This is a genomic window from Pseudogemmobacter sonorensis, assembly GCF_042762395.1.
Classification (GTDB): domain Bacteria; phylum Pseudomonadota; class Alphaproteobacteria; order Rhodobacterales; family Rhodobacteraceae; genus Pseudogemmobacter; species Pseudogemmobacter sonorensis.
Map to the genome: position 1 here is coordinate 23,786 of NZ_JBEFZE010000029.1, position 20,651 is coordinate 44,436.

General features: G+C 68.5%; 21 protein-coding genes and 1 tRNA gene. 10 read left to right on the forward strand and 12 right to left on the reverse strand.

Translation table 11 applies throughout. The features are described 5' to 3' along the window. Positions 1-34: 34 nt before the first annotated feature. From ABNX41_RS16885 to ABNX41_RS16915, 7 genes are all read right to left on the reverse strand, one after another. Positions 35-1,480, reverse strand: coding sequence for a protein adenylyltransferase SelO (locus ABNX41_RS16885; protein WP_438670882.1), 1,446 nt, complete (start codon positions 1,478-1,480; stop codon positions 35-37). A gap of 89 nt (positions 1,481-1,569) precedes the next feature. Continuing rightward, the gene (locus ABNX41_RS16890) at positions 1,570-2,193 is read right to left on the reverse strand and encodes a GNAT family N-acetyltransferase (RefSeq protein ID WP_438670883.1); all 624 of its coding nucleotides are present in this window, start codon (positions 2,191-2,193) and stop codon (positions 1,570-1,572) included. An 80-nt stretch (positions 2,194-2,273) separates the two neighbouring features. Then, complete coding sequence (locus ABNX41_RS16895) at positions 2,274-2,864, reverse strand: GNAT family N-acetyltransferase (RefSeq protein WP_438670884.1); 591 nt, start codon at positions 2,862-2,864, stop codon at positions 2,274-2,276. A 479-nt stretch (positions 2,865-3,343) separates the two neighbouring features. After that, positions 3,344-3,613 (reverse strand): 50S ribosomal protein L27, encoded by a 270-nt coding sequence (gene rpmA / locus ABNX41_RS16900; protein WP_438670885.1) that lies wholly within the window; start codon positions 3,611-3,613, stop codon positions 3,344-3,346. Positions 3,614-3,626: 13 nt separating this feature from the next. Then, a complete protein-coding gene (gene rplU, locus ABNX41_RS16905; protein WP_438670886.1) occupies positions 3,627-4,076 on the reverse strand; it encodes a 50S ribosomal protein L21 in 450 nt (149 codons plus the stop codon). Positions 4,077-4,286: 210 nt separating this feature from the next. Next, the gene (locus ABNX41_RS16910; RefSeq protein WP_438670887.1) at positions 4,287-5,168 is read right to left on the reverse strand and encodes a hypothetical protein; all 882 of its coding nucleotides are present in this window, start codon (positions 5,166-5,168) and stop codon (positions 4,287-4,289) included. Positions 5,169-5,330: 162 nt separating this feature from the next. Next, positions 5,331-5,879 carry an N-acetylmuramoyl-L-alanine amidase gene (locus ABNX41_RS16915; protein ID WP_438670888.1) on the reverse strand — a complete coding sequence of 183 codons (549 nt, stop codon included), beginning with the start codon at positions 5,877-5,879 and terminating at the stop codon, positions 5,331-5,333. Between the two features lie 254 nt (positions 5,880-6,133). Between ABNX41_RS16915 and ABNX41_RS16920 the strand changes: the two genes are divergently transcribed. Continuing rightward, the gene (locus tag ABNX41_RS16920; RefSeq protein WP_438670889.1) at positions 6,134-6,310 is read left to right on the forward strand and encodes a hypothetical protein; all 177 of its coding nucleotides are present in this window, start codon (positions 6,134-6,136) and stop codon (positions 6,308-6,310) included. 897 nt (positions 6,311-7,207) lie between these two features. On the opposite strand, the gene ABNX41_RS16925 is transcribed toward ABNX41_RS16920, so the two are convergent. Next, positions 7,208-7,726: a hypothetical protein gene (locus ABNX41_RS16925; protein WP_438670890.1), complete on the reverse strand. Its 519-nt coding sequence runs from the start codon at positions 7,724-7,726 to the stop codon at positions 7,208-7,210. Positions 7,727-7,901: 175 nt separating this feature from the next. Between ABNX41_RS16925 and ABNX41_RS16930 the strand changes: the two genes are divergently transcribed. Further along, positions 7,902-8,285 carry a hypothetical protein gene (locus ABNX41_RS16930; protein ID WP_438670891.1) on the forward strand — a complete coding sequence of 128 codons (384 nt, stop codon included), beginning with the start codon at positions 7,902-7,904 and terminating at the stop codon, positions 8,283-8,285. Here the strand turns inward: ABNX41_RS16930 and ABNX41_RS16935 are convergent. Continuing rightward, positions 8,271-8,347 (reverse strand) — tRNA-Pro (locus tag ABNX41_RS16935). The two genes, ABNX41_RS16930 and ABNX41_RS16935, sit on opposite strands and share 15 nt — an antisense overlap. A 424-nt stretch (positions 8,348-8,771) precedes the next feature. On the opposite strand from ABNX41_RS16935, the gene ABNX41_RS16940 reads away from it, so the two are divergent. Beyond that, positions 8,772-9,170 (forward strand): hypothetical protein, encoded by a 399-nt coding sequence (locus ABNX41_RS16940; protein WP_438670892.1) that lies wholly within the window; start codon positions 8,772-8,774, stop codon positions 9,168-9,170. Positions 9,171-9,297: 127 nt separating this feature from the next. Further along, positions 9,298-9,621 (forward strand): arsenate reductase family protein, encoded by a 324-nt coding sequence (locus tag ABNX41_RS16945; protein ID WP_438670893.1) that lies wholly within the window; start codon positions 9,298-9,300, stop codon positions 9,619-9,621. Positions 9,622-10,151: 530 nt separating this feature from the next. On the opposite strand, the gene ABNX41_RS16950 is transcribed toward ABNX41_RS16945, so the two are convergent. Beyond that, a complete protein-coding gene (locus ABNX41_RS16950; protein ID WP_189634377.1) occupies positions 10,152-10,358 on the reverse strand; it encodes a cold-shock protein in 207 nt (68 codons plus the stop codon). 267 nt (positions 10,359-10,625) lie between these two features. Continuing rightward, entirely contained in the window at positions 10,626-12,569 is a 1,944-nt protein-coding gene (thrS, locus tag ABNX41_RS16955) for a threonine--tRNA ligase (protein WP_438670894.1), read from the reverse strand. 307 nt (positions 12,570-12,876) lie between these two features. Between thrS and ABNX41_RS16960 the strand changes: the two genes are divergently transcribed. The 3 genes from ABNX41_RS16960 to ABNX41_RS16970 are packed head-to-tail and all read left to right on the forward strand — an operon-like array spanning position 12,877 to position 15,431. Next, positions 12,877-13,650 (forward strand): alpha/beta fold hydrolase, encoded by a 774-nt coding sequence (locus tag ABNX41_RS16960; RefSeq protein WP_438670895.1) that lies wholly within the window; start codon positions 12,877-12,879, stop codon positions 13,648-13,650. A 3-nt stretch (positions 13,651-13,653) separates the two neighbouring features. Next, the gene (locus ABNX41_RS16965; RefSeq protein ID WP_438670896.1) at positions 13,654-14,709 is read left to right on the forward strand and encodes an alpha/beta hydrolase; all 1,056 of its coding nucleotides are present in this window, start codon (positions 13,654-13,656) and stop codon (positions 14,707-14,709) included. Further along, the gene (locus tag ABNX41_RS16970; RefSeq protein WP_438670897.1) at positions 14,706-15,431 is read left to right on the forward strand and encodes an alpha/beta fold hydrolase; all 726 of its coding nucleotides are present in this window, start codon (positions 14,706-14,708) and stop codon (positions 15,429-15,431) included. Before ABNX41_RS16965 ends, ABNX41_RS16970 begins: the two co-directional genes overlap by 4 nt. A gap of 144 nt (positions 15,432-15,575) precedes the next feature. Here ABNX41_RS16970 and phaZ read toward each other — a convergent pair whose 3' ends face one another. After that, positions 15,576-16,898, reverse strand: a complete 1,323-nt coding sequence (gene phaZ / locus ABNX41_RS16975) for a polyhydroxyalkanoate depolymerase (protein WP_438670898.1) — start codon at positions 16,896-16,898, stop codon at positions 15,576-15,578. 109 nt (positions 16,899-17,007) lie between these two features. On the opposite strand from phaZ, the gene ABNX41_RS16980 reads away from it, so the two are divergent. From ABNX41_RS16980 to phaR, 3 genes are all read left to right on the forward strand, one after another. After that, on the forward strand, positions 17,008-18,810 hold the full coding sequence (locus ABNX41_RS16980; protein ID WP_438670899.1) for a PHA/PHB synthase family protein: 1,803 nt from the start codon (positions 17,008-17,010) through the stop codon (positions 18,808-18,810). A gap of 378 nt (positions 18,811-19,188) precedes the next feature. Continuing rightward, the gene (locus ABNX41_RS16985) at positions 19,189-19,638 is read left to right on the forward strand and encodes a phasin family protein (RefSeq protein ID WP_438670900.1); all 450 of its coding nucleotides are present in this window, start codon (positions 19,189-19,191) and stop codon (positions 19,636-19,638) included. Positions 19,639-20,087: 449 nt separating this feature from the next. Next, positions 20,088-20,648 (forward strand): polyhydroxyalkanoate synthesis repressor PhaR, encoded by a 561-nt coding sequence (gene phaR, locus ABNX41_RS16990; RefSeq protein WP_438670901.1) that lies wholly within the window; start codon positions 20,088-20,090, stop codon positions 20,646-20,648. Positions 20,649-20,651: the final 3 nt, after the last annotated feature.

The following is a 20,651-nucleotide window of genomic DNA, read 5'->3' on the forward strand; positions in this document are numbered from 1 at the left end:
CTCCGCTTTGCGGACGGGACCTGCCCATCCTATGTCAGGTGCCGCAGAATGTCATATAGGGTCCGAAATCCGCAGGCGCGGGCGCCATGAATTCGGGATTTTCGACGAAAGGCTGGCGAAGCGCGGCCCAAAGTGCCTCGAAGGGCGCCATATCGCCCGCCTCGGCGGCCTCCAGCGCGGCCTCGACCCGGTGGTTGCGCGCGATCACCGCCGGATTGACGGCAGCCATCCGCGCCGCCGATCCCGCGTCCAGCCGGGCGCGCCAGCGGGGCAGCCAGGCCGCCATCGCGGTGAAATCCGCTGCGGGCGAACCTGCGAAAAGCCCGCGCAGCGGCGCCTCGTCCCCCTCGGCGGCCCGCGCCAGATGGTGGAAGGCCAGCGTCCAGTCCACCCCGGGCAGCGCCGCCAGCAGGTCGTCGACCAGCGCCCCGTCCTGCGGATTCGGGGCGGCCAGCCCGAGTTTCCCGCCCATCACCCCCAGCCATTCGGCGCGGTAAAGCGCCGCGACCCCCTCAAGGCGACGGTTGGCCAGATCCACCGCCTTCGCGCCATCGGGATCGAACAGCGGCAGCAGCGTCTCGGCCAGCCGCGCCAGGTTCCAGCCAAGGATCAGCGGCTGGTTGGCCCAGGCATAGCGCCCCTGGCGGTCGATCGAGGAAAACACCGTGCCGGGGGCGAAGCCCTCCATGAAGGCGCAGGGGCCGTAGTCGATGGTCTCGCCCGAGATCGCCATATTGTCGGTGTTCATCACGCCATGGATGAAGCCAAGGCCCATCCATTGCGCCACCAGCCTGGCCTGCCGCGCCACCACCGCGTCGAAGAAGGCCAGCCCCGGCACTTCCCGCCCGGCGAGTTCGGGGTAATGGCGGGCGATGGCATATTCGGCCAGCGCAAGCAGCCCGTCGCCGTCGCCGCGCGCGGAAAGGAACTGGAAACTGCCGATGCGGATATGGCTGGCGGCCAGCCGCGCCAGCACCGCGCCCCTCCGCCTCCGCCCGTCGCGGATCACCGTCTCGCCGGTCAGGGTGACGGCCAGCGACCGGGTCGTCGGCACGCCAAGCGCCGCCATCGCCTCGGAAATCAGGAATTCGCGCAGCATCGGCCCCAGCACCGCCTTGCCGTCGCCCCCACGCGAAAACGGCGTCCGGCCCGAGCCCTTCAGTTGCAGATCGAAGCGTCGCCCGTCCGGGGTCAGGAATTCGCCCAGAAGATGCGCCCGCCCGTCGCCCAGCACCGGCGAGAAGCCGCCGAATTGATGCCCGGCATAGGCCAGCGCCGCCGGATCGGCGCCCGGGGGCAGCGCGGCGCCGGAAAACCAGCCCGCGCCCTCGCGCGCAAGAAGCCCCGCATCCAGCCCCAGATCAAGCGCCAGCGGCCGGTTCAGCACCACGAGCTCCGGCGCGGGCGCGGGATCGGGGGCGACCCGGACGAAGGTGCCGGGCAGGTCGCGCAGCCAGGAATTGTCGAAACGGAAGGTCATCGCGCTCTCCCCCTGCCCGGGGGCTCCCCGGGCTGTCTGAGGCCCAGATATGTGCCCGGCGCGGGTCGGGCGCAAGCGCGGGCGCCCGGTCAGGGGGCCTCGCGGTCGTCCAGCCGCAGTTCCATGAACAGAAGGTCCAGCCAGCGGCCGAATTTCTGCCCGACCTCGGGCATCAGCGCCTCATGTCCGAAGCCGAGGCTGCGGTGCAGCGCGATCGAGGGCGCGTTCCCGGCCTCGATCGCCGCCACCATCACATGGCGGCCCTGGGCGCGGGCCTCGGCGATCAGCGCCTGCATCAGCGCGCGGGCAAGACCCCGGCCCCGGAAGGCCGGATCGACATAGACCGAATGTTCGACCGTGGCGCGATAGCCGTCGAAGGCGCGCCATGGGCCGAAGGCGGCATAGCCCGCCACGACCGGGCCGGAGCCCGGGGGCCGAGGATCCGGTATCGGGCCGACCGACGCCTGCGGCGCGGCGGCTGCCGGTCCGGTGTCGGCAGCGCAGGCGCCAAGCGCATCGGGCCGTTCGGCCACCAGCACGGGAAAGCCCGCCGCGACCCGGGCGGCCAGCCAATCGCGACGGTTGGCGGCATCGACGGTGACCTCGTTCCAGATCGCGGTCGTGTGCCGGACGGCATGGTTGTAGATCGCGGCGATGGACTCGCAATCCTGCGGCCCGGCGGGGCGGATGCGCCATCCGCCCGCAGCCGCCACCTCGGCCCGCCGATCCCGCGACGCCGACCGCCCCTCGCCGGGCGGCGCTTTCGGAGACGGCCCCCCCGGCCCGCGCTCGCTCACGGATGCAGCTTGCGGATATAGGTCCAGGTCGGCACCCGCGCGCCGCGCGCCACCGAGAATGCCTCGGCATCGCCCAGATACTGGAAGCCCGCATTGGTCAGGACCCGCGCCGAACCCGGGTTGTCCTGGAACACCTCGGCGAAATAGGTGCAATCCTTCAGGGGGTTGGCCGCGATCAGCGCCCGCACCGCCTCGGAGGCGATGCCGGTGTTCCAAAGCGCGGGCGCCACCCAATAGGCGACCTCGGACTGACCGGAGCGGCCCTCCTTCACCTCCATCGGCTTGAGGCTGATCACGCCGAGAAGCTCGGACAGGCCCGAAGCCGAGCCATCCATCACCCAGACCGAGCCGGGACGCTCATGTTGCATCGCCCGGGCGACGAAGGCCTCGGCGGCGCCGGGGGGAAAGGGATGGGGGATGTTCTGCGTCGCCTCGGCCACCCGGCGGTCGGCGGCGTGATGCGCGATCAGCCCGGCGTCCGAGGGACGCACGGGCCGCAGGACGAAACGCCCCGCAGCGATCTGGCCGACAGCGACCTGGCCCGGGTCGGGGGAGCCCAAGTCGGGGGCAATTGTCTCAAGATCCATGGCTTTCCTCCGTCAAAGCGCATGTGGGGACGAAACCCCGGTTTTCCAATAGTTTTCCTGCGGTTTTACCGCGTCTTTCAGGTGATCTCGCGGCCAATCGGGATGAAAGCGCGGCGCTCCCGGCCAAAGGCGCGGAAAGCCCGCGGCGACAGGTGCCCCCCCGAAGGGTTCCGCCGGTCGTCCGCAGGGGCTTTCGCAGGGGCTTTCGCCACCGGGCCGATGCGCAGACGCCGGAGCAGGGCGCGACACGCGCCGCGCGGGGGAAGGACAGGGGTGAAAAGGGCTTGCGCGCCGGATCGGGCGGCATGGGGCACTCCATCGCTGCAGTCTGCGCCGCGACCGTCGCGGCGCCGGGTTGCGGCGGGTCCCGGCCCCGCCTTCGCGCGGCCCGGCCCCCTGAGGCTGCCCCTTGGAAAGGGAAGCGGGGGGCCGGTGCTTTCGCCGACCCCCCGTCTATCAGTCAAACGTGACGGTTCGGCTTATTCGGCGGCCTCGGTGGTCGGAAGCACCGAAATGAAGGTGCGGCCCTTGAGCCCCTTCTTGAACGACACCTTGCCTTCGACCTTGGCGAAGATGGTGTGATCGGTGCCCATGCCGACGCCCTCACCCGGGAACCAGGTTGTGCCGCGCTGGCGCACGATGATGTTGCCCGGGATGACCGACTGGCCACCATAGAGCTTGACGCCAAGACGACGACCGGCCGAGTCGCGACCGTTGCGGGACGAACCGCCTGCCTTTTTATGTGCCATGGGGTGCTACTCCTTACGCTTCGGCGGCGGCCGGCTTGCGGGCGCGCTTCGGTTTCTCGGCCGGAGCCTCGTCCTTGGCCGCGCCGGGCGCCTCATGGGCGGCCAGACGGGCGGCGGCGGTGCCCACGGCGGCTTTCACGCCGGTCGCTTCCGCGCCCGAGGCGAGAACCTCGGTCACGCGCACCAGCGTCAGTTGCTGGCGGTGGCCGCGGGTGCGCTGCGAGGAATGCTTCCGGCGGCGCTTGTGATACGAGATGGTCTTCGGCCCCTTGATCTGGTCGATCACTTCGGCCTGCACGGCGGCACCGGCCACGAGGGGCGCGCCCACCGTGGCATCCACCACGAGGATTTCGTTGAACTGGATCTTGTCGCCAGCCACCGCGTCAAGCTTTTCAACGCGCAGCACGTCACCCGCCTGCACCTTGTATTGCTTGCCGCCGGTCTTGAGGACCGCAAAGGTCATGTTCCGTCTTCCTTCGTTCATCCGCGTCCTGCGGCCCCGCTTGCGCGGCATTGCCGGGGTGGTCCCCGCCTCGGACAGCGCGCCCCGTCAGGGACGTCATTCAAGAAAAGACCCACCCGCGAGTCGCTACTCGGGGTGGGATGCGCGCTTATGAGGCCATTCGCGGCCCGCGTCAAGCCGCATGCCGCCCCGGGGCCGGGCGGCCCCGGCTCAGATATCCATCGCCGTCATGGTCTGGCCCGCCGCGAAGCCAAGCGCCCGCAGCCGGGGCGTGAGCACCGCGTCGAAGGCCTGAAAAAGCGCCGCATTCAGCGCCTGCCCCGCCTCGGACCCGGTGAAGTCGATCAGCGCGTCCAGTTCCGTCTCGGCAAGCGGCGCATAGGCCAGCGCCATATAGGCCACCAGCCAGTTGGTGGTGTCGACGCGGCTCTGCCCCTCCTGCGCGCGGACCTGGGCCATCAGATCCTCGGCCGGGCGGCGAAGCGCGGCGGGCAGCGCGGCCTCCATGCCCTCGTTGAAGGCGAAGAACCCGGTCAGCGAGCCCGCCACGTTCTGCTCGACCAGATCGCCCGTCTCGATCAGGCGGCGGATCCGGCGCAGGAGCGGGTCGCGGGTCGCGGTCATCTTCTCGGCGGCGACCTCGGCCGCCTCGCGCGCGTCGTCGCCGACCATGAGGCGGCGGGCCTCGACCTCAAGCCCGGTGATGCGGCGCCCGGCCTCCGAGGCGAAGAACGCCTCGGCCGCGGCGATGGTGGCCTGGTCCTGACCGAGCGCCTGCGCCAGCGCCTCGGCGAAATCCGCGGCCATGGCGCGGGGATCGTAGATCCGCGCCAGTTCGCGCGCCCAGGGCAGGCTGCCGCGCCCGGGGAACATCGCCGCCTCGATATCGGCGCCGTAAGCGTGGCCCTCTTCGGAAATCACCTCGAACAGGGCCTCGACCTGCAGGAGCCGCACGAGTTCGCCGACCTCGGCCCCCCGCGCGGCGGCGGGCGCCTCGGCCCGCGCGGGCGCCGGGACCTGCGGCAGGGCGGCGAGGCCAAGCAGAAGGCCGGTGGCGAGGCTCGGCAGAAGACGGGCGGGCAGAAGACGCATCGAACACTCCATCCGGGCGGGCCTGCGGCGGCAGGACGGGCCCGGGCACAGCCTAGGCCGCGCCAGCCCCGCCGCCAAGCCCCGGCTGCGTGTCAAGCCACTGGCCCCACGGCGATGTGACCGGCGCACATCTGGCGCGCCGCCGCTCCGGCCCCTCGGCCCTCAAGTCCGGGCCCCGAACAGCCGCGCCAGCAGGCCGAACAGCCAGCCGAAGGCCTGCCCCGCCGGTGCGGCGGCCACGGGCGTCGGCCCAGATGTCGGCGCGGATGCCTGGGCGGGCCCGGCGATCCATTGCGGCACCGAGAACCCCGGGCAGGCCTTGGCGGCATACTGGTTGTGCCCGCTGACCCTGGCGACCGCCGGAAACCGCCGCCGCAGATCCTGGACCAGCGCCCGCAGCGCCCGGTCCTGCTCCGGCGTGAAATGGTCCGAAAACGCGTCGCTCGCGGCCGAGCCATGCCCGCCGAAGAGGCTGATCCCGATGGTTCCGGTGTTGCGCCCCGCCACATGGGCGCCGGTCTGCTCCAGCGGGCGCCCCGGGACCACGGTGCCGTCGCGGTCGATCAGGTAATGATAGCCGATGTCGCGCCAGCCGTTGCCGGTGACATGCCAGCGCCGGACCTCGGCCAGCTTCTCGGCGCTCGTGCGCCCGGCCCACCAGTCGGGACGGGTCGCGGTGCAATGAAGGATGATCTCGGTGATCTCACGCATGGGCTTTCTCCTGACGGTCCGGGCCGCGCGGGCCGGAGCGGTCGGGATCATCGCGCAATCCCCCTTGCGCGCGGGTAACCCGGGCGGACGATCCGGCCCGAGGCGATGCAACGGCCCCGGCCCTCACGGCTCTTGGCTCTCACCGCCCTTGGCCCTGACGGGTCTGGGAGCGGCAACCCGGCACCCGCCGGAATAGCCCCGGGGCGGATCAATCGCGGCGCGCCCAGGCCCTGATGCGGCGGATCTTTGCGGCCGTGGCATGGGCCGCCGCGCGGGTCCGGGGCCTGGGCTGCGACTTTTCCAACGGGTTCGATCCCGCCGATACCGGGGTGGATCACCCGCAGATCGCTGGACTGCTCAGCCCGCGCGATCTCGACGGCGCGGATCCGGGCCTCACGCTGCGATCCGGGCCGCGCGCTGCATGGATATGATCTCGACCGCCGTCTGCTCGTTTCGGGCGGCGTGGCATCGGCCATGCCCCCGGGGCCATGGGCACCGCGTCGATGCCGATCAGATGGCCCCGGCTGGTGCTGATTGGCAGATCGCACCGCGCACGGGCAAGGCCCCTGCGAGGCGGACGGGAACCGGGGCGCCCCCCCCGCGTTGTGACTGTGAACGAAAAGAGAAGGGAGACTGACGATGACGATGCGCGCTATAAGCTTCGCCTTTGGCTATGCCGCCCTGACGGCGACCGCGACGGCCATGGCCCTGTCGACGATTCTGTAATCAGCCCCGGTCGTTGCACGCGGTCCGGCGTGATATTTATCAACTCCATGCGCGTCATGGCGGCGAGACTGTCAGGCCGCAAATCCAGTGGCGGTCGGTTTCATCGAGGGCGTGGTCAAGGCGGGAAATCCGCCGGTTCAGTTCACTGAAATCGACCCAGGCCGCATCGGGGCTGCGGATGCAGCCGTCAACTTCCATCCCGTAGATATGCCGCTGTTCCAGTCGTTTGGCGCAGTCCGCCCGCAGGGCCGCCCCCTGCTTCTCGGCGTCTTCAGCCTCTATGCGGCGAACATCCTCGGCCAGGGTGGCATGGGTATCCTCATCCCGCTGATCCCAAAAATAGTCATGCGGGGCATGGACAAGCCGTTTCTTGAACGCTGCCGGATCATTGGTCGCCGGGCGCTCTTCCCCCGGGGTCGGTTTGTGGCGACCGCCCGGGGGATGAAATCGGCCATATTGTCGGCAATTTTCGGCAGACGGCCACGGGCATGTCCGAGAAGGGTATATTCGAGGAGGCTCGGACGAGAGCCATGTCGGGTCACTCTGTCTGCCTGCAAACCGGCATGCCGCGTATCGTCAGGCCGGGCGGCGAGCGGCCGACCTCATGCGCCCAGTTGGGCCAGGGCCTGCCGATACTTTTCGAACCTTGCCAAATGCTTCGGGGAAGGATCTTCGATCCGTGTCCTGTCGCTGTTGTCGCGCAGATCGAGGATCTTCACAGCGCGCCCCAACGGGTCGGATGCGCCGCGTTCGATGAACTGAGGGTAATCCTCACCCTCGCGCTTCGTCACCGCGTCAAGCGCATGCGCCTGGACCTCGGTCAGCCCTTCCGCGCGCAGACGCTCGATACTCCAGTCGCTGTCCTCCACCACGTCATGCAAAATCGCGACGATCCTCTCGTCATGTGACGATGCCGCCAGCATGACTCGCAAAGGGTGAAGAATGTAGGGCTGCCCTGCCCTGTCAATCTGGCCCGCATGCGCCAGAACTGCGATCTGAATGGCTTTGTCGAGTTGCATCTTCACCTCAAGAAATTCCCCCATAGGAACAACGGCATCCTGCAAAGGCAAGTCGGCTCGGGTGGTTTCCCGATCCGCCCTTGCCTCTCCCTTGGCGATCATCACCCCGCCCCGCAGGCAAGACGATGCCAACACGGGCGGGAGGGCAAGCGAATCTTGCGTATCAAGGGCTGGGAATGGGCGGTATCGTTTCTCCCGTCCAAGCTGAGAGCCGGGTGAACACTGGCGCCTCGGACCTCCCTATCCGACATGGATCACTGCGCAAGGAGGACGAGCCGTGAAATGGATTGCCCGGCGCGGTTCTTGTCGATGCGGCGGCCTGCAGCCAAAATCGTCGGTTCTCATCCCGTTGCAAGGCGATCCACGCGCGCAGGCGCGGGCGCAGGTCGATCTGATGCGCGACATGGTGTCGGGTCGGCAGGTCGAAAAGGTGATGGAGCGCAGCGGCAAGCGTGACATGCCAGCGGTGCGAGCCCAGACGAACCCGCTCGGGCCGCCCCATCGCTTCGCCTTCGAGGACATGCCTTCCGCGCCAGCCAAAGATGTCGGATGGAATTGCCGAGAACCTGGCAAGCACCAAGAAGGGATCGTTAAAGGTTTTGCGAAACAACCAGCAAAACGGATCACTCCAAAACCACTTGAGCATTGGTCGGGGCGATAGGATTCGAACCTACGACCTACGGTACCCAAAACCGTCGCGCTACCAGACTGCGCCACGCCCCGATCCATGCCGAGAGGGGCCTCGTCGCCCCGATGGTCTTCGGCCTGCGCCCGTGCCTATCCCGACTCGGTCGCGATTGTAAAGCCGCGGGGGGCGAGGCTTGTCCGCGGGGTTGGTGGGAACGGCGGGGTGGAGCGGCAGGTGGGACGGAATTGCGTAGCGACGGGTGGGTGCCCCCCCCCGCGCGTCTCGTTCCGGTTTCGGCGGCCCGGTCCTCGCCTTGTCGAGGCATGGATCAGTCGCCCCTCCTCGCGTGCCCGTCCTCCCCTGCCCCTCCTCGCACGCCCTGCCAGCTTCGGACCTGCCGCGCATCGCATCGGCGGGCGGGGGCCGGGCGCGGCGGAGGCGGGGCGCGGCGGGGCTTTGGCCCTTTCGCGCCGGGACCGGGGCGGCTATCCTTGCCCCATCACAGCGGAGTTCCCGGACATGTCGCGCATTTCTGCCCCCAGCCTTGCCCCCGCCTTTCGCCCCTCTCACGCCACCCGGACCGCCGCGCTCGCGCTCGCGGCCCTGATCGGCCTTGCCGCGCCGGTCCCCGCGCAGGTCATCATTGAGCCCTTCGCCCCGAATGGCGAGACGACCCGCGCCGCCAGCGGCCCCTATGCCCGCTACCTGCGCCATGTGCTGAAGCTTTCCGCGCATCGCTATGCCGTGCTGTTCGAGCCCGGCTACACCGACGGCCCGACCAGCCTGCGCGCGGTCGCGCCGCTTTGCGCCGCGCAGGGACGGGTGGCGGAACTGGCCGAACCCGGTCCCGGGGCGGATCTGGTGGTCGAGAACGGGGTCCCCGATATCCTGCTGGCCGTGCGGGTGGACTGCCGCTGAGCCGCGCCGGACGTTCGGGCCCGAACGGGGCCCGCCCGACGGCCCCGGCCCGAACCGCCCTGGCCCGAACCACCCTGGCTCGAACCGCCCCGGACAGAACCCGCGACCCGAGAAGAAAGAACCGACGATGATCCTTTACGGCATTCCAACCTGCGACACCTGCAAGAAGGCGCTCAAATCCCTCGCCGCCGCCGGGCGCGAGGTCCGCTTCCGCGACATCCGCGCCGAGCCGCTGACCGAAGCCGAAATCGCCGAGATCGTCGCCGAATTCGGCGAGCGCGCGGTGAACCGCCAGTCGACCAGCTATCGCGGCTTCAGCGATTTCCTGAAGGCCTCGGAGCCCGAGGATCAGATCAAGGCCCAGCCCACGGTGATGAAGCGCCCGGTGATCCGCGATGGCGAGAGCTGGTATCTGGGCTGGGACGAAAAGGTGCAGAACACCCTGCTCTGAATTTTTCGGCCGCGAGGGAACACGGGCGAGACGCCGGAAGGGCGCGGGCCGGGCGCGCCGCCCGCCATTCCCCCGCCCCGTCACGCCCCCGCATGGCTTGCCCGGTTCGGCATTCCCGGCCCCGCACGAACCATCGGATCGGGAAAGCCTGCCCCGCTCCAGCAAGGCGGGGGTGTCCCTGCAAAGGCGGAAGACCGCAAGGGCCGTAGACTCGTCATCCTGAGAGGCGGCCGGGTCAGGACGCCCCAGGTTCAGATCGCTCCAATCGCGGCGCCCCCCAATCGCGGCGCCCCCAGTCGCGACAGGCCCCAGATCGCTCCCAGTCGCGGCGCTCCCGGTCACGCCGGAACGCGGAAAACGAGGCCCGGACACACAGCCCCCGCCCGGTCACGAAGACCCGCCGGGGCGCGCGGAAGGCACCCCGGCAAGGCCGCATCTGCGCAGACGACATGCCGGTCGGGCCGATCAGCCGGGCGGCCCCGCCCGCAGCCCCCCCGGACGCGCCCGGGACGCGCCCTAAGGCAGGCGCCTCAAAGCAGTTTCAGATCCGAAGCCGAGGCCCGGCCGTCGCGGCCCGACTGAAGCTCATAGCCGATCTTCTGATTGTCGTTCAGGCCCTTCAGGCCCGCCCGTTCCACCGCCGAGATATGGACGAACACGTCCTTACCGCCGTCATCGGGGGCGATGAAACCATAGCCCTTCGTCGCATTGAACCATTTTACGGTGCCCGTCGGCATTCCCGTCTCTCCCATCCGAACCCCCAGGGCGCGGAATTGCACCCGGGCGTAGCCGCCAGTCTTCCGGCCTTTCGTTCGCGAGAGGCAGTCAGATAGTCTGTCGTTACTACGGGTCAGGATGCCACGGCTTCGATGAAAATCAAGCCGCATGGCGCAAGGCGCGTGGAATCGGGCGGATCTTGCGCCCGATTCCGCGCCGCCCTGCCCCGGGATCGGGCGCCGGATCGCGCATGGGCGGCAGCCCTGCCGCCCATGGTCCGGGCGCGCTCAGGCCGAAGGCGGCAGCGCGTCGAAGCCGAAGGTCGCCACCGCCTCGTCCAGCGAGACGGTCTGGGTCCGGGTCTCGCCCAGGCGACGGACCGAGACGCTGCGCTCCTCGACCTCCTTCAGGCCGATGGCAAGGATCACCGGCACCTTGCCCAGCGAATGCTCGCGCACCTTGTAGTTGATTTTTTCGTTACGGATGTCGGCCTCGGCGCGCACCCCGGCCTTTTGCAACAGCGCCACGACCTCTTGCACATAGCCATCGGCATCCGAGACGATCGAAGCCACGACCACCTGGCGCGGTGCCAGCCAGAACGGCAGCTTTCCGGCGTAATTCTCGATGAGAATGCCGATAAACCTTTCGAAAGACCCAAGAATCGCGCGGTGCAGCATGACCGGCGGGCGTTTCATCCCGTCTTCGCCGACAAATTCCGCCTCAAGCCGCACCGGCAGGTTGAAATCGCACTGGAAGGTGCCGCATTGCCATTCGCGGCCGATGGCGTCGGTCAGCTTGAAATCCAGCTTGGGCCCGTAGAAGGCGCCGTCGCCGGGGTTCACCTCATAGGGCAGGCCCAGCTTTTCGATGGCCTGCTGCAGCGCGGTCTCGGCCTTGTCCCAGATCTCGTCCGAGCCGACGCGCACCTCGGGCCGGGTGGAAAGCTTGATGTCGAATTTCTCGAAACCGAGATCGCGGTAGACCCCCGAGAGCAGCGCGATGAAGCCCGCGCATTCCGATTCGATCTGGTCCTCGGTGCAGAAGATATGGGCGTCGTCCTGGGTAAAGCCGCGCACCCGCATCAGCCCATGCATCGAGCCCGACGATTCGTAACGGTGGCAGGAGCCGAATTCCGCGAGTCGCAACGGCAGGTCGCGATAGCTTTTCAGGCCCTGGTTGAAGACCTGCACATGGCAGGGGCAGTTCATCGGCTTCAGCGCATTGATCCGCTTTTCGCGCGCGCCCTCCTCGTCGACCTCGACGATGAACATGTTCTCGCGATAGGCCTCCCAATGGCCCGAGCGTTCCCACAGCACCCGGTCCACCACCTGGGGGGTGCGGATCTCCTGATAGCCGGCCTGGCGCAGGCGGCCGCGCATGAAATCCTCAAGCCCGCGCCAGATCTGCCAGCCGTTGGGGTGCCAGAACACCATGCCCGGCGCCTCTTCCTGGATGTGGAACAGGTCCATCTCGCGCCCCAGCCTGCGGTGATCGCGTTTCGCGGCCTCTTCCAGCATGGTCAGATGGGCCTTGAGATCGTCGCGGCTGCGGAAGGCCAGACCGTAGATCCGTTGCAGCATCGGGCGCGAGGCGTCGCCCAGCCAATAGGCGCCGGCCACATGGGTCAGCTTGAAGGCGTCGGCGGGCACCTGGCCGGTGTGCTGCAGATGCGGCCCCCGGCACAGGTCCTGCCAATCGCCATGCCAGTACATCCGCAGATCCTCGCCCTCGGGGATGCGGTTGATCAGCTCGACCTTGAAGGGCTCGTTCTTGTCCTCGTAGAACCGGATCGCGCGGGCGCGGTCCCAGACCTCGGTGCGGACGGGGTCGCGGGCGTTGATGATCTGCTTCATCCGCGCCTCGATCCGGCCCAGATCCTCGGGCGTGAAGGGCTCGGCGCGGTCAAAGTCGTAGAACCAGCCCTGGTCGCGGACCGGGCCGATGGTCACCTTCACATCCGGCCAGATCTCTTGCACCGCGCGCGCCATGATATGGGCGAGGTCGTGGCGGATCAGCTCCAGCGCCGGAGCCTCGTCCTTCATCGTGTTGATCGCGATCTTCGCGTCGCGGGTGATCGGCCAGGCCAGATCCCAATGCGCGCCGTCGATCTGCGCCGAGATCGCCGCCTTGGCCAGCGAGGGCGCGATCGAGGCCGCCACCTCGGCCGCGGTCACCCCGGCCTCGTAGCTGCGGATATTGCCATCGGGAAATGTAAGGGAAATCTGGGCCATCGGCCTGCTCCTCGTCGATCTGGCGCCCACGGAGCGCCCGGTTGCGGGTTGGGTGCCCGCCAGATGCCCCCCTTGCGCGCCGAGGTCAAGCGCCGGCGGCACTTTGCCCCGCACCCTGTGGCGCTTCTTGCACCCGCGCCCCGTGGCGCATCGGCGATCCGGCCGCCCGCTCACGCGGTTTTGCGCTCCGCCCGATCCGCGCGCCATGGATTTCCCGCCCCACCGGGCCGCGCGATGCTGGCGGGCACAAGGCGTCTCTGCTAGGCTTCGCGGGCGCAGCAATAGCGCCCGCCAAAGGACCGAGCAGATGCCCAGCTTCCTCACCTCGCCCGAAGGGCGCCGCCTCGCCTATCACCGGCTGCCGGGGCGGGCCGGGGATGCCAAGCCGGGAATCGTCTTCCTCGGCGGGTTCAAATCCGACATGACCGGCACCAAGGCCCTGTTTCTTGAGGATTGGGCCCGCGCCCGGGGCCGCGCCTTCCTGCGCTTCGACTATTCCGGCCACGGCCAGTCCTCGGGCGCGTTCGAAGAGGGCGCCATCGGCGATTGGGCGGCGGATGCCCGCGCCGTGATCGAGGCCGAGACCCGGGGCCCGCAGATCCTCGTCGGCTCCTCGATGGGGGGCTGGATCGCGCTTCTTCTGGCGCGAGCGCGGCCCGAACGGGTGGCGGGGCTGGTCGGGATCGCCGCCGCCCCCGATTTCACCGCCCGCACCTGGCAGGAGGAACTCACCCCGGCAGAGCGCGACGAGGTCACCGCCACCGGCCGGGTCGAGATCGCCTCGGATTACGCCGACCAGCCCTATATCTTCACCCGCCGCCTGTTCGAGGACGGCGCACAAAACCTGGTGCTGGAAAGCCCGCTTGGCCTTCCCTTCCCGGCCCGCTTCCTGCAGGGCACCGCGGATACCGACGTGCCGCCATCGGTCGCGCTGCGGCTTCTGGACCATGCCGAAGGGCCCGACATCCGCCTGACGCTGGTCAAGGGCGCGGACCACCGCTTCTCCTCGCCCGAATGCCTGGCCCTGCTGGCCGCGACGCTGGACGAACTGCCCCCCGACACCCTGGCGGAGCCGGTCTGAACGATGCGCGCGGCGCTGATCCCGGCCGTTCTGATCGCCGCAGCCCTGGCCGCGCTTCTCGCCTTCGCGCCGCGCCCGGGCGTCGACCGCCAGATCGCCTTCGACGACAGCGTCCTGGGCGACGACCCGGAGGTCTGGCTCGAAGTCTCCGAACAGCAATATGCCGATCTTCGCCCCGGCGCGGCCAAACGCATCCAGTGGGCGGGCGCACGCGGCGCGAAAACCCCGCTTTCGGTGGTCTATATCCACGGCTTCTCGGCCAGCGCCGAAGAGATCCGCCCCGTCCCCGACGAGGTGGCCAAGGCCCTGGGCGCCAATCTCTACTACACCCGCCTCGCAGGCCATGGCCGCCCGCCCGAGGCGCTGGCCCGGGTCGAGGCAGGCGACTGGGTCGAAGATATGGCCGAGGCCATGGCGATCGGGCGCCGCATCGGCGGCCAGGTGATCGTGATCGCCAGCTCCATGGGCGGCGCGCTGGCCGCCATCGCCGCGACCGACCCGGAACTGTCGCGCGACATGGCGGGGCTGGTGCTGGTCTCGCCCGCCCTCGACCTGCGCGCGCCCCTCGGCACGCTCCTTGACCTGCCGCTCGCGTCAAGCTGGGCGCCCTTCCTCCTCGGCCGCCACCGCGAGGTCGCGCCCGTCAACGCCGATCATGCCCGCTACTGGACCACCCGCATCCCGACCGCCGCGCTCTTCCCCCTCGCCGCCCTGATGCGCGAGGCGCGGGCCCAGGATTACACCCGCGCGGGCATGCCGCTTCTGGTGATCCTGTCTCCCGACGACCGGGTGATCTCGCCCGAGGCGGCGGCAGAGGTCACCGCCCATTGGGGTGGCCCCCTGCGCATCGAGGAACGCCGCATGACCGCGGGCGACGACGCGCTGGCGCATGTCATCGCGGGCGACGTGTTCTCGCCCGGCCAGACCGAGGCGGTGATCGCCCTCATCCTCGACTGGGCTCGCAACGACTGGGCCCGCAGCGATGGGGCCCGCGGCGACCGGAGCCGAAACGACGGGACCCAAAACAACGGGGCCCAAAACAACGGGGGCAGGCCATGACCCGGATCCCCCCCGACCCGCTGGTGATCCTGCCCGGCTTCATGGCCGATGCGCGCGGCTTCATGCCCCAGATCGTCGATCTGGGCCGCGACCGCGCCGTGCTGCTGCCGATGGCCACCCGGGCCGAGGACACGGTCGAGGCGATCAGCGCAGGCCTCCTCCCCGCCCTGCCGGAAAAATTCGCACTGCTCGGCCACAGCCTGGGCGGCGCGGTGGCGATCGACCTGCTGCGCCGGATGCCGGAGCGGATCACCCGCATCGCCCTGATCGCGACCGATCCGCTGTCCGAGCCCCCCGCCGCCGCAGCCGACCGCGAGACCCGCCTCGTCGCCGCCCGCGCGGGCCGACTGGCCGAGGCGCTGGCCACCGAATGGCCCGAACATTGCCTCGCCCCTACGCCCTGGCGCGAAGAGGTCAGCGCCCTCGCCCTCGACATGGGGCTCGGCCTCGGGCAGGACAGCTACCTGCGCCAGACCCGCGCGCTGCAGCGCCGCCCCGACCAACAAAAAACCCTGCGCCGGATCAAGCTGCCCGCCCTGATCCTGGCCGGACGGTCCGACCTGCTGGTGCCGCTGCGCCGCGCCGAATTCCTGGCGGGCCTGATGCCCTTCGGCCAGTTGCAGGTGATCGAGGATGCGGGCCACCAGCCGCAACTGGAACAGCCCGAAACCGTCAACGACGCGCTGCGCCGCTTCCTCGCGGGCCCGATGCTGCTGAAGTGACGCCGCGCCACGCGAAACAGCCCCCGGGGAACCCGACCCCGCCCTTTCATCTTGGCAAAAATATCCCCGCCGGAGGCTTCCCCGGCCAACCGCCGCCGCACAACGCCGATCCGGGCCGATCCGAAGCCGATCCGGCGCGCCCCTTCAGCCCGAAGCCAGCCGGATCGGCGCCGCAGGCTTGCCGCCCCTAGGTGCCTTGACCGCAGGCTCCTTGCCCGGAGACGCCTTGGCGGGGGGCGCGGAATTGGCGTCGATGAAGTCCAGCACCAGCGGGCGGATGTTCACCCGCCAGGCCTTGCCCGCGAAAATGCCGTAATGGCCCGCGCCCGGCTCCAGATGCTGGGCCTTCTTCTCGGGCGGCAGGCCGGTCAGCAGGTCCAGCGCCGCCAGGCACTGGCCGGGGGCCGAGATATCGTCCTTCTCGCCCTCGACGATCTTCACCGCGACCGAGGTGATCGCGCCGATATCGACGCGCTTTCCGGCCACGGTGAATTCGTTCCTGGCGATCTCGCGGTTCTTGAAGATCCGCTCGACGGTGGAGAGATAGAATTCCGCCGTCATGTCCATCACCGCCAGATATTCGTCGTAGAAGCGGTTGTGGGCGTCATGGTCCCCGGCTTCGCCCTGGGCGACCTTGAAGATCTGGTCCGAGAAGGCCTTGGCATGGCGCTCGGCATTCATCGAGATGAAGCCCGCAAGCTGCGCCAGCCCCGGATAGACCAGACGGCCCGCGCCCTTGTATTTGAACCCGACGCGCTGGATCGCCAGATGCTCCAACTGCCCCATGGTGACGCGGTTACCGAAATCGGTGACCTCGGTCGCCGCCGCATCGGGATCGACCGGCCCGCCCATCAGGGTCAGCGTGCGGGGCTGGGCCTCGGGATCCTCGCCCGCCAGATAGGCGGTGGCGGCCAGCACCAGCGGCACCGGCTGGCAGACCGCGACGACATGGGTGTCGGGGCCCAGGTGGCGCAGGAAATCCACGACGTAAAGCGTGTAATCCTCGACATCGAACTTGCCCGCGCTGACGGGAATGTCGCGCGCATTGTGCCAGTCGGTGACATAGATGTCGGCATCCGGCATCAACGAGGCCACGGTCGAGCGCAGGAGCGTCGCGTAATGGCCCGACATCGGCGCCACCACCAGGATCTTGCGCGCCATCGGCGCACGCCGCCGCACCTCGAACTTCACCAGATTTCCGAAGGGCTTCTCGACCACGATCTTCTCGTCGACCAGATGGTCCTGCCCCTCGGGGCCGACGATCGAGCGGATGCCCCAGTCGGGCTTGGCGACCATGCGGCCGAAGCTGCGCTCGGTCACCTCGCCCCAGGCGGCGATCAGGGGCAGCATGGGATTCATCGAAAGCGAGAACAGCGGATAGCTCGCAAAGGCCCTGGCCGAGGCGCCCAGCCACTCATTCGTGTTGCGGACGCTTTCCATCAGATCGTAGGTGGCCATATACTTCATAAAGCATCTCCTGAACCCGGAGGAACCCGGCACCCGTGTCGCGGCCCCCTCCCGGAACGGAAGACGGCTTCATGCTGCACGGCAGCAAGATTAGGGGGGAAAATTTCGCATGACAACTACAGAAAAAAGGGAAGATCTGGTCTCTGCCGAGCGCAGCGAACGATTGAACGCCAATCTGGCCCGCATGGAGGAGTTGTCCACCCGCCTCACCTCGGCGCTGGCGCGCAGGCGCGCCCATGCCGCCGCGCTGCAAGGCCCCTCGTCCGAGGTCTATCTCAAGGCCGCCGCCGCCTATCTGGCCGAGATGATGCGCGACCCGGGCCGGGTGATCGAGCATCAGGTGAATTACTGGGGCAAATCTCTGAAACATTACGTCGAGGCCCAGCAGATGCTGGCCCGGGGCGAGTTCAAGGCCCCCCCCGACCCCGGGCCCCAGGACCGCCGGTTCTCGAACCCGCTGTGGGAAAGCCATCCCTTCTTCAACTATCTCAAGCAGCAATACCAGTTGAACGCCGAGGCCATCACCACCGCCGTCGGCGACATGGAGGTGCTTGGCCCCGACGACCGCAAGCGGGTGGATTATTTCACCCGCCAGATCGTCGACATGTTCTCGCCGACGAATTTCCTCGGCACCAACCCCGATGCGCTGGAGCGCGCGGTCGAAACCGATGGCGAAAGCCTGGTCCAGGGGCTTGAGAACCTGGTACGCGACCTGGAGGCGAACGACGGCGAGATGATGGTCACGCTGGCCGACAGGAACGCCTTTTCGGTGGGCGGCAACCTCGCCACCACCCCCGGATCGGTGGTCTACCGCAACCGCCTGATCGAATTGATCCAATATGCGCCCACCACCGACAAGGTGCACAAGATTCCGCTGGTGATCTTTCCGCCCTGGATCAACAAGTTCTACATCCTCGACCTCAAGCCGCAGAATTCGCTGATCAAATGGATCGTGGACCAGGGCTTCACCCTTTTCGTCGTCTCCTGGGCGAACCCCGACGCCTCCTATGCCGAAGTGGGAATGGACGACTATATCCGCGACGGCTTCATGCGCGCCATGGCCGAGGCCCGGCGCATCACCGGCGCGCCCCAGATCAACGCCACCGGCTATTGCATCGCGGGCACCACGCTGGGGCTGACGCTGGCGCATCTGGAAAAGGCGGGCGACAAATCGGTCAAGACCGCGACCTTCCTGACCACGCTGACCGATTTCTCGGATCCGGGCGAGGTGGGCGTCTTCCTCGACGAGGATTTCCTCGGCGGGATCGAACGGCAGGTCGCCCAGGACGGCATCCTGTCGAAGCTCTTCATGCAGCGCACCTTCTCGTTCCTGCGCTCGAACGACCTGATCTATTCGCCCGCGATCCGCAGCTACATGCTGGGCGAGGCGCCGCCCGCCTTCGACCTGCTCTACTGGAACGGCGATTCCACCAACCTGCCCGCCCGGATGACGATGGAATACCTGCGCGGCTTGTGCAGCGACGACGGTTTTTCCAAGGGCGCGTTCAAGGTCTTCGGCGCGCCGGTGGCGCTGCGCGACATCAAGCTGCCGATCTTCGCCGTCGCCTGCGAGACCGACCATATCGCCGCCTGGAAAAGCAGCTTCAACGGCATCCGCCAGATGGGATCGAAGCAGAAGACCTTCGTCCTGTCGCAATCGGGCCATATCGCCGGGATCGTCAATCCGCCGTCCAAGGGCAAATATGGCCATTACATCAGCGCCGCCCCGGTCGAGGGCGCGCCCGACGCCTGGCGCGAGGGCGCGGAATTCACCGCCGGAAGCTGGTGGCCCCGCTGGGCCGAATGGCTGGCCAAGGCCTCGGGCCCGAAGGTCGCGGCCCGCATCCCCGGCGAGGGGCCGCTGCCCGCCCTCGCCCCGGCCCCCGGCGGCTATGTGACCGAGCAGGGCTGATTCGCCGAGGTCGCGGCGGCGGGCGCAGGTGATCGAAGCGCGGGCGTCGGGGACGGCGGAACCAGGCCGCCCCTGGCAGGCGCGCGCTTCCCCCGTCGCGGCCGGATGGCCTGCCGGGAGGCCCTCGGCGGGGCCAGGCCCCAAGCGGCACCGACTTTCGCCTTTAGGTTGAAGTTCAGAGACTTGCGCCCCAGCCCGCAGCCCGCCTCGTGGCCCGGGCCGCGACGTGCCCCACGACCCGGCGCCCGAAAGGGTTCGGGCTCGGCCCCGCCCGCGCGCATCATGCTGCAACGCAGAAATTACCTCTTGAAATGCTGCACTGCAGCATGTATATAATGCTCAGGAAACGGGCACACCCCGGATGCAGGAGAATACGAAATGACCAAGACCCCCGATTTCACCAAAGTTTTCCAGGACGTGCTGGCCTCGTTCCCGGTCGATGGCGCCGCGCTTCAGAACGCCTTCAAGACCCAGGCCGCCTTCGGCGAGAAATTCACCAAGGTCGCGCTGGAAGCCGCCGAGAAATCGACCGAAATCTCGTCGAAATGGACCAAGGACACGCTGGCGAAACTGTCGGACATCTCCAAGGCCAAGACCGAGCCCGCCGATTACACCAAGGCTTTCTCGGACTACGCCTCGGCCTCGGCCGAGCTGGCGGCTGAAAACCTCGCCGCCTTCGCCGAAGTCGCGAAGAAGGTGCAGATGGAAACGGTCGAACTGCTGCTGGCCGCCGGCAAGGAAGTGTCGGAAGACGCCACCGCCGCGGTGAAGAAGGCCACCAGCGAAGTGACCTCGGTCGCGAAAAAGGCCGCCGCCGCAACCAAGTAAGGGATGCGGAACGGGCGCCCGCCCGCCGCGGGCGCGACCGCCCCCCCCCCGGTGCAACCGACCCCTCGCACGACCCCCGCCCCGGCCCCGTTTCCCGGGCCGGGCGGATCCGGCGGCTGCCGGACCCTGGGTGACAGCTTTTCAAAGGGCACGGGTTTCAGGAACGCATTCAAGGCCTTGCCCCGATGCGCCGACCTTTCCTCCTCCCACGGGATCGGCCGCATGTGGTCAAGACCGGGCGGGTCCGTTTCACGGGCCCGCCCTTTTTCGTCACCGCCCCCCGAAGCCCCCCGAGGTCCCCCTTCGGTCGGGCTGCAAGCCCGCCCGGGCGTTTCCCCCGCCCCGCCCACGCCGCGCGCTTGCCGCGCCCGCCATGCCGCGCTTGCTTTTGCGCGCGGCCCTCGCCTAAGCTTTCTCCTACGCGCAACTTAAGGGGGGAGAGGCCGCAGATGTCCGATACCGACAAGCCGCTGCTGATCAAGCGTTACGCCAGCCGCCGTCTCTACAATACCGAGACCTCGGACTATGTGACGCTTGAGGATATCGCGGGTTTCATCCGCAAGGGCCGCGAGGTGCAGATCGTCGATCTCAAGAGCGGCGACGACCTCACCCGGCAATATCTGCTGCAGATCGTGGCCGAGCACGAATCGAAGGGCGAAAACGTCCTGCCGGTCAATGTGCTGACCGATCTGGTGCGCTCCTACGCCACCGGGATGCAGTCGGTGATGCCGCAGTTCCTGGCCTCGTCCTTCGAGATGCTGCGCGAAAGCCAGGCCAAGATGGTCGAGAATTTCTCGCATCTGCCAAATCCGATGGCGACGATGCCGGGGTTCGATGCGCTGCGCAAGCAGCAGGAGGCTTTCCTCAAGACCCTGATGGGCGGGGTTCCGGGCTGGCCCGGCGCCACCACCACCCCCGCGCCGCCCGAAAGCGAGGGCGAGAAATCGGACGACATCGCCGATATCAAGAAACAACTGGCCGAGCTTCAGGCCAAGCTCTCCAAGCTCTGAGCC

Coding starts and splice junctions, on each gene's coding strand:
- ABNX41_RS16940 (WP_438670892.1), top strand. CDS start 8,772: ATGTCGCGCATTTCTGCCCCCAGCCTTGCCCCCGCCTTTCGCCCCTCT.
- phaZ (WP_438670898.1), bottom strand. CDS start 16,898: ATGAAGTATATGGCCACCTACGATCTGATGGAAAGCGTCCGCAACACG.
- ABNX41_RS16980 (WP_438670899.1), top strand. CDS start 17,008: ATGACAACTACAGAAAAAAGGGAAGATCTGGTCTCTGCCGAGCGCAGC.
- thrS (WP_438670894.1), bottom strand. CDS start 12,569: ATGGCCCAGATTTCCCTTACATTTCCCGATGGCAATATCCGCAGCTAC.
- ABNX41_RS16895 (WP_438670884.1), bottom strand. CDS start 2,864: ATGGATCTTGAGACAATTGCCCCCGACTTGGGCTCCCCCGACCCGGGC.
- ABNX41_RS16945 (WP_438670893.1), top strand. CDS start 9,298: ATGATCCTTTACGGCATTCCAACCTGCGACACCTGCAAGAAGGCGCTC.
- rplU (WP_438670886.1), bottom strand. CDS start 4,076: ATGACCTTTGCGGTCCTCAAGACCGGCGGCAAGCAATACAAGGTGCAG.
- ABNX41_RS16985 (WP_438670900.1), top strand. CDS start 19,189: ATGACCAAGACCCCCGATTTCACCAAAGTTTTCCAGGACGTGCTGGCC.
- ABNX41_RS16910 (WP_438670887.1), bottom strand. CDS start 5,168: ATGCGTCTTCTGCCCGCCCGTCTTCTGCCGAGCCTCGCCACCGGCCTT.
- ABNX41_RS16925 (WP_438670890.1), bottom strand. CDS start 7,726: ATGATCGCCAAGGGAGAGGCAAGGGCGGATCGGGAAACCACCCGAGCC.
- phaR (WP_438670901.1), top strand. CDS start 20,088: ATGTCCGATACCGACAAGCCGCTGCTGATCAAGCGTTACGCCAGCCGC.
- ABNX41_RS16885 (WP_438670882.1), bottom strand. CDS start 1,480: ATGACCTTCCGTTTCGACAATTCCTGGCTGCGCGACCTGCCCGGCACC.
- rpmA (WP_438670885.1), bottom strand. CDS start 3,613: ATGGCACATAAAAAGGCAGGCGGTTCGTCCCGCAACGGTCGCGACTCG.
- ABNX41_RS16915 (WP_438670888.1), bottom strand. CDS start 5,879: ATGCGTGAGATCACCGAGATCATCCTTCATTGCACCGCGACCCGTCCC.
- ABNX41_RS16970 (WP_438670897.1), top strand. CDS start 14,706: ATGACCCGGATCCCCCCCGACCCGCTGGTGATCCTGCCCGGCTTCATG.
- ABNX41_RS16950 (WP_189634377.1), bottom strand. CDS start 10,358: ATGCCGACGGGCACCGTAAAATGGTTCAATGCGACGAAGGGCTATGGT.
- ABNX41_RS16965 (WP_438670896.1), top strand. CDS start 13,654: ATGCGCGCGGCGCTGATCCCGGCCGTTCTGATCGCCGCAGCCCTGGCC.
- ABNX41_RS16960 (WP_438670895.1), top strand. CDS start 12,877: ATGCCCAGCTTCCTCACCTCGCCCGAAGGGCGCCGCCTCGCCTATCAC.